The organism is Nitrospirota bacterium (assembly GCA_016207905.1).
GTDB lineage: Bacteria > Nitrospirota > Thermodesulfovibrionia > Thermodesulfovibrionales > JdFR-86 > JACQZC01.
In genome coordinates this window covers 11,374-16,719 of record JACQZC010000060.1, presented here as the reverse complement: position 1 = coordinate 16,719, position 5,346 = coordinate 11,374, and the positions used below count along the sequence as shown (strand labels likewise).

7 protein-coding genes are annotated in these 5,346 nt (G+C 43.0%); 2 read left to right on the top strand and 5 right to left on the bottom strand.

Going from position 1 to position 5,346, the window contains the following annotated elements; genetic code table 11:
• Window positions 1-93: 93 nt before the first annotated feature.
• Entirely contained in the window at window positions 94-342 is a 249-nt protein-coding gene (locus HY805_07835; protein ID MBI4824120.1) for a hypothetical protein, read from the top strand.
• Window positions 343-432: 90 nt separating this feature from the next.
• The gene (locus HY805_07830; GenBank protein MBI4824119.1) at window positions 433-1,539 is read left to right on the top strand and encodes an RNA ligase; all 1,107 of its coding nucleotides are present in this window, start codon (window positions 433-435) and stop codon (window positions 1,537-1,539) included.
• On the opposite strand, the gene HY805_07825 is transcribed toward HY805_07830, so the two are convergent.
• Genes HY805_07825 through HY805_07805 form a run of 5 tightly spaced genes read right to left on the bottom strand, consistent with a single transcriptional unit; the run spans window position 1,536 to window position 4,790 of the window.
• Window positions 1,536-2,165 (bottom strand): RNA ligase partner protein, encoded by a 630-nt coding sequence (locus HY805_07825; protein MBI4824118.1) that lies wholly within the window; start codon window positions 2,163-2,165, stop codon window positions 1,536-1,538. The genes HY805_07830 and HY805_07825 overlap by 4 nt on opposite strands.
• Window positions 2,146-3,456 (bottom strand): tetratricopeptide repeat protein, encoded by a 1,311-nt coding sequence (locus HY805_07820; GenBank protein ID MBI4824117.1) that lies wholly within the window; start codon window positions 3,454-3,456, stop codon window positions 2,146-2,148. The genes HY805_07825 and HY805_07820 overlap by 20 nt, the downstream gene beginning before the upstream one ends.
• On the bottom strand, window positions 3,453-3,782 hold the full coding sequence (gene rsfS, locus HY805_07815; protein MBI4824116.1) for a ribosome silencing factor: 330 nt from the start codon (window positions 3,780-3,782) through the stop codon (window positions 3,453-3,455). Before rsfS ends, HY805_07820 begins: the two co-directional genes overlap by 4 nt.
• A gap of 7 nt (window positions 3,783-3,789) precedes the next feature.
• Window positions 3,790-4,515: a nicotinate (nicotinamide) nucleotide adenylyltransferase gene (nadD, locus tag HY805_07810; protein MBI4824115.1), complete on the bottom strand. Its 726-nt coding sequence runs from the start codon at window positions 4,513-4,515 to the stop codon at window positions 3,790-3,792.
• Window positions 4,512-4,790 carry a hypothetical protein gene (locus HY805_07805; protein ID MBI4824114.1) on the bottom strand — a complete coding sequence of 93 codons (279 nt, stop codon included), beginning with the start codon at window positions 4,788-4,790 and terminating at the stop codon, window positions 4,512-4,514. The genes nadD and HY805_07805 overlap by 4 nt, the downstream gene beginning before the upstream one ends.
• Window positions 4,791-5,346: the final 556 nt, after the last annotated feature.

Here is a 5,346-nt window from a genome sequence, read left to right as displayed (position 1 = left end):
TTTTTTACTTGACAAATGGGATTTAAAAGGTTATTATTATAACTATGGTTTGTAGACCCTTTGACAGGCTCAGGACGTAGAAAGAGACGGACATTGAAAGAGCAGAGGGTTGCAAATGAGATACTTAAGCAGGAATACGGTCTAATCCGGAAACAAAACGGAACTAAACGGAACTATAATGAAGGCAGAATCTTTAAAAATCAATGGGTTATGAGACACCCCCCCCTCCCCAGTAAAGTAAACTTAGGAAGGGAAAGGGAGAATGAACGCTTGAACATCCACAAGGATGATAAAACTATTGAATTAAAAGAGAAAACAGATGAATTTGCAGTTAAAGAATGAACATATAAAAAAAGGAGATGGAAACGATTTTTATACGATAGGACATTATCATTTTGGCGGGACACAAAAAGGTGGTGCTATAATCTCCTTATGGAGATACCGAATTTTGTAAAAACCCATTTCCCTGAATCCGTCATCGAAGATAAGAAAGAAGTCTTTTCCATGTACAAACATAATGGAAGGACCTTTGTGAGGATGGCACATGACCTGGGGCATCTCCTTAGAGGCACTGTTTTCTGGGATAAAGATATGCTTTATGGTTACCCAAGGATAAGAAGAATCCTTCACCTCGAAAGGGGAATCGACAGGTATCTTAGAGAGGGCTTTTATGCCGAAGAAAAGATGGATGGCTACAATGTAAGGGTAAAGCTGGTTGATGGCTTACTTATAGCTTTTACGAGGGGAGGCTTTATATGCCCGTTTACAACAGAAAGGGTTTCTGAGCTTCTGCCAGCAAGGTTCTTTTCGGTTTATCCCCTGCATACACTTTGCGGAGAGGTAGTTGGCCCTGAAAACCCATATAATACAGAGGTCATTCCCTATATGAAAGAGGACCTTATGTTTATGGGCTTCGATATTATGGATGGCAAAGGAAGGCTTATTTTACCTGAGGAAAAATACAAGGTCTTTGAAAAGGAAGGGATTAATCAGGTAAGACACTGGGGGCAATTTAGAGACATTAATATACCTCAGGTCAAAAACCTCATAATTGACCTTGACAGAGACGAAAGGGAAGGCATAACCCTTAAGCCTGTGGCTGAAGGAGGAAAGACCCTTAAGTATGTTACGCCTTCATCGTGTCTAAGGGATATAGAGGCAACCGCAGGATTGCTTTCTGAGCTTCCAGCAGGGTTTTATATGGAAAGGATGATAAGGCTTTTATTTTTCTGCCATGAATTCGGTATAGAGGCAGGGGATTACTTTAAAGATGTGGCTAAGGCACTAAGCAGTCAGAATCAGAAGTTGCTAAAAGAGCTCGATGAAGGAGGACAGGTAAGGGAGTTTTTCTCCATAAGGGTTAGGAGGAAAGAGACGGTAGATGCCCTTTTACTTCACTTAAAGACAGTTGGTGTCAGGGCACACCTTATGTCCATGGAGGCAATAGGGGAATACTACAAGGCAAGGTTTTATAGGGTATTCGATAGAGCAACAAAAGAACTCAGAGACAGATTAAGGGGACATGGATTTTTCGATTAGCCCTCTGTTTTTTCCGGGAGATGAAACACTCCTGCCTTTTTTATAGAGCTAAGCATGTATTCTTTGAATTTCTCTGGGATAAGCCATTTTATGCCTAACTTTTCAGCCCATTTTATTGCGCCCTGGTCTGCAGTCACAAGAAGGGCATTAAGCTCCATGGCAAGAAGTATCAAATCCACATCCTCTTTGCTATCTATAATGCCTTCTCTAAGGGCTTCCCTGTATTTATGCCTCAGGTCCTGTATGACCTCATCTGCCTTCTTAAGCCCAGCTGACCTAACAGCTTTCTCGGCAACCCTGAGACCCTTGTTCACCCTTTCCCTTACATCCTCGATAAGCTCATAAAGGAGAAATGCAGGTATGATAAGCTCGTGTTTTTTGGGAGGCTTCTGAAGAAGGTATACGAGGAGGTCTCCTGAGACCTTCTCTGGCTCTATGAAGTTCAAAAGCTCCTCGAAAACAGAAGGCGGCATGTAAAATTCTAAGATAGGCACTTGTGCCGCAAGAAAAAGAAAGCCCTCCAGAGCCTCTGTCGGAGTCTTGCCAAAGCTTCTCCTTACATCAGGATTGACAAAGAGGCTTGTGTCTAAAACAACCTTGCCTTTTTTAAACTTTGCAGGTGCCATGAAGATTAAACTTAAATGTATTCCATGAACTACAGCCCGGACATCTGCCTGACCAGTCCTCTGCCATATAACCGCAAACCCCACAGCAATATGGAAGCCTTAGTGCCTTTTTCATGTTCATGGTCTTTCTGAATTCCTGAACTGCCTTATCGTATTGCTGTCTTCTAAGATAAAGCTCTCCAAGAAGCTGACAGAGCTCAGGGTATGGCTCCTGAGCGTCTATTGCCTTCAGGGTCTCAAATGCATCTTCAATCATCTCGAGCCTGTAGTAAAGTTTTCCTAAGAATATCCTGAGCATATTGTCCTCTGGCTTGTTGGAAATAGCAGTCTTGTATACCCTTATGATTCTCGATGGCTCTCCAATGTTTATTAATTCGTCTTCCAGTCGGGCAAGTATTATTGCCGAGGATGTTTGCTCATATGCCTTTTCAAGGAAATTCACTGCATCGTCTGGCTCTGCCTGCCTCAGCATTGTCTCTGCAAGCCCAAGATAGGCAGGTATGAAATTCCTCTCCATGCGGAGTATTGCGCGGAATTCCTTATTTGCCCTTTCAAGCTCTTCTCTTTCGAGGCTGTCCTTTGCCTGCTCGTATTTATAGCCTAAGAGGTTTGACTGTTCCCTTTGCTTTTCCTTCTCTGTGTACTCGTATTTTAGGATTGACTTTTGCACATCTATAAGCTCATCCCATTTTCCGTCCAGCTCTAAGATTGAGCGTTTCCTGTAAAGGGCACTGAGGTTGTCAGGGTCTATGTCTAAGATTTCCTCTATAAATCCAAGTGCCTCTGACCTTGTGCCTGTTGTCTCCATTACCTTTGCGAGGGAAAACAGTGCCTCCAAGTTTCTTGGGCTCGAGGAAAGTGCCCTTCTATAATAGCTGACCGCCTCTCCGAATGCCCCCCGGGTGAACTCTATGTCTCCGGCTCTAAGGAGTGCATCCGTATATTCGGGATTCTCTTCAAGTGCCTTCTCTATGGAGCTCTTTGCCTCTACCTCGTTGTCAGCAAGGATGGCATTCAGGGCAGAACTGTAAAGCCTATGTAGCCTGTCTTCCTTTTTCTGTTTCTTTTGAACCTTATAGCCTGTGAGAAACCGCCTCATATCCCGTATCAGGAACATTAGAAGTATGGAAAGTCCGCCAAATGCGGCTGAAAAAAGTATCAGGCTTATCTTTGGCACCTCGTAGATATCTCCAAATGGCACTGCTACTGTTGTGACCTCTTTGTTAGAGACTGCAAAAAGGGCAAGAAGCCCAATAAAGACAACGAATATGAGTATAGATAATTTGCTCATGGAGTATTATCTCCTATCCTGACCCTCGGGGCATCGAGCCAGAGCTTTTCGAGCATATAATATTGCCTTGTGTTTTTCTCGAATATATGCACAATGACATCCGAGTAGTCCATCAGCACCCAGTGCGAATAGCCAAGTCCCTGAACGCTAAACGGCAAAACTCTTTTTGCCCTAAGTTTCGAGAGTGTCTCCTCGACATGCTCTGCAATAGCCCTAACCTGAGTTACACTTTCTCCAGAGCAAACAACAAAATAATCGGCAAATGTGGTAAGCCCCTTCATCTCGAGCACAACCACATTGTCTGCCTTTTTGTCAAGGCAGAGCATTGCAATCTTAATGGCTTTGTTTTTGCTGTTTAAGCCCACTGCCTCCTTCAGGTTTTTGCCCTCTTTCGATTCGGGCTAAATAAAGCCCGTTTGAAATTATATATGATTCCACATCCTGTGGCAATAGGTATTTTACCGACTTACCATCTCTCAAGAGCTTCCTTATAGCAGTAGCCGATATGTCCATTTGCGTCAGGGAGGTAAATATAATGCTTCTTCCGCTCCTAAGGGATGACCTGAATATAGAAGTCTCTTTTCCGTCAAGCCTCAAAAGCCCCTCTTTAACAGCCTCGGGATTAAGATAAGGCGAGGAAATGACATCCATAAAACTATATTGAGGACGGGATATCACAATAAACTCAGAAAGCCCTATAATCTCCTCAGGCATTCTCCACTCAGGAAGGTCTATAAAGGCATCTATGCCTAAGATGAAAAAAAACTCCTCATCAGGGTATTGGGCATTAAGCTCACTTAGGGTATCTACGGAATAGGACCTGCCCGGAACCCTGCATTCGATGTCTAAAACCTCAAAATATGGATTGTCTTTCACTGAAATGGCAGTCATCCGATACCTGTGGGATGCCTCTTCGAGGTCCCATGTCTTAAGAGCAGGATAGCCAGAGGGTATGAAAAAGACCTTATCTAAGTCCACTGCCTGCCTTACCTCTTCTACTGCCCTCAGGTGGCCAAAATGAATCGGGTTGAATGTGCCACCAAAGATACCAATCCTCATAAGCCCATCTTTTCTAAAGCCTCTTTGGCTGTCTGCAAGGGCGCAGGGGATTCCTCTGGAAGGTAAAGCATCACGCCTCCTCTTACAGGCCTCACCGTAACCTTGCCCTCTTTGGCAAGGCTATTGACTACCTTCACAGGGTCTTGTCCTTCGAAATACTTCCTGAATGCCTCGTTAAACCCCGAATACACACTGTGTATGCCCTTGTAGCCTTCACGCCTGAGGGTCTGAATCGCCCTCTTTAGGAACTCCTCATGTGTAAGTTTCTCTTCCAATTTGCCCTCCTTACGATAAGTATATTTTATTATACATAAATAATAACATACATTAATCCGAAAAGTTTTCCTCCCCATTGCCCACATAAAAAAATCCTGATGAAATGAAATCGTTTCCACCCCTTTTTTTTATATGTTCATTCTTTAACTGCAAATTCATCTGTTTTCTCTTTTAATTCAATATGTTTATCATCCTTGTGAGTGTTCAATCGTTCATTCTCCCTTTTCCCTTCCTAAGTTTACTTTACTGGGGAGGGGGGGGTGTCTCATAACCCATTGATTTTTAAAGATTCCCATGTTTACTTGTTTACTTTTCCTTTACTTTTGCTTTACTCTTTCTATTAAGAAGAGGGGTAGTGTGTAATCCTTATTTCCCTTCTATAAACTATAGTTAGATAATAAACTATTGAAATCTATTTGTCAAGAAAAAAGTGAACTATGGTTTCCTCTATTATTCTCCTCTTTTTCCGTCATTCCGACTTGTTCGGAATCCATCTTCTCTCCTTTGCGGGAGAGTTTGTTCAATACTTCCCTCTCCCCTTGCGGGAGAGGGTTA

Coding starts and splice junctions, on each gene's coding strand:
- HY805_07820 (MBI4824117.1), bottom strand. CDS start 3,456: ATGAGCAAATTATCTATACTCATATTCGTTGTCTTTATTGGGCTTCTT.
- HY805_07830 (MBI4824119.1), top strand. CDS start 433: ATGGAGATACCGAATTTTGTAAAAACCCATTTCCCTGAATCCGTCATC.
- nadD (MBI4824115.1), bottom strand. CDS start 4,515: ATGAGGATTGGTATCTTTGGTGGCACATTCAACCCGATTCATTTTGGC.
- rsfS (MBI4824116.1), bottom strand. CDS start 3,782: ATGCTCTGCCTTGACAAAAAGGCAGACAATGTGGTTGTGCTCGAGATG.
- HY805_07825 (MBI4824118.1), bottom strand. CDS start 2,165: ATGGCACCTGCAAAGTTTAAAAAAGGCAAGGTTGTTTTAGACACAAGC.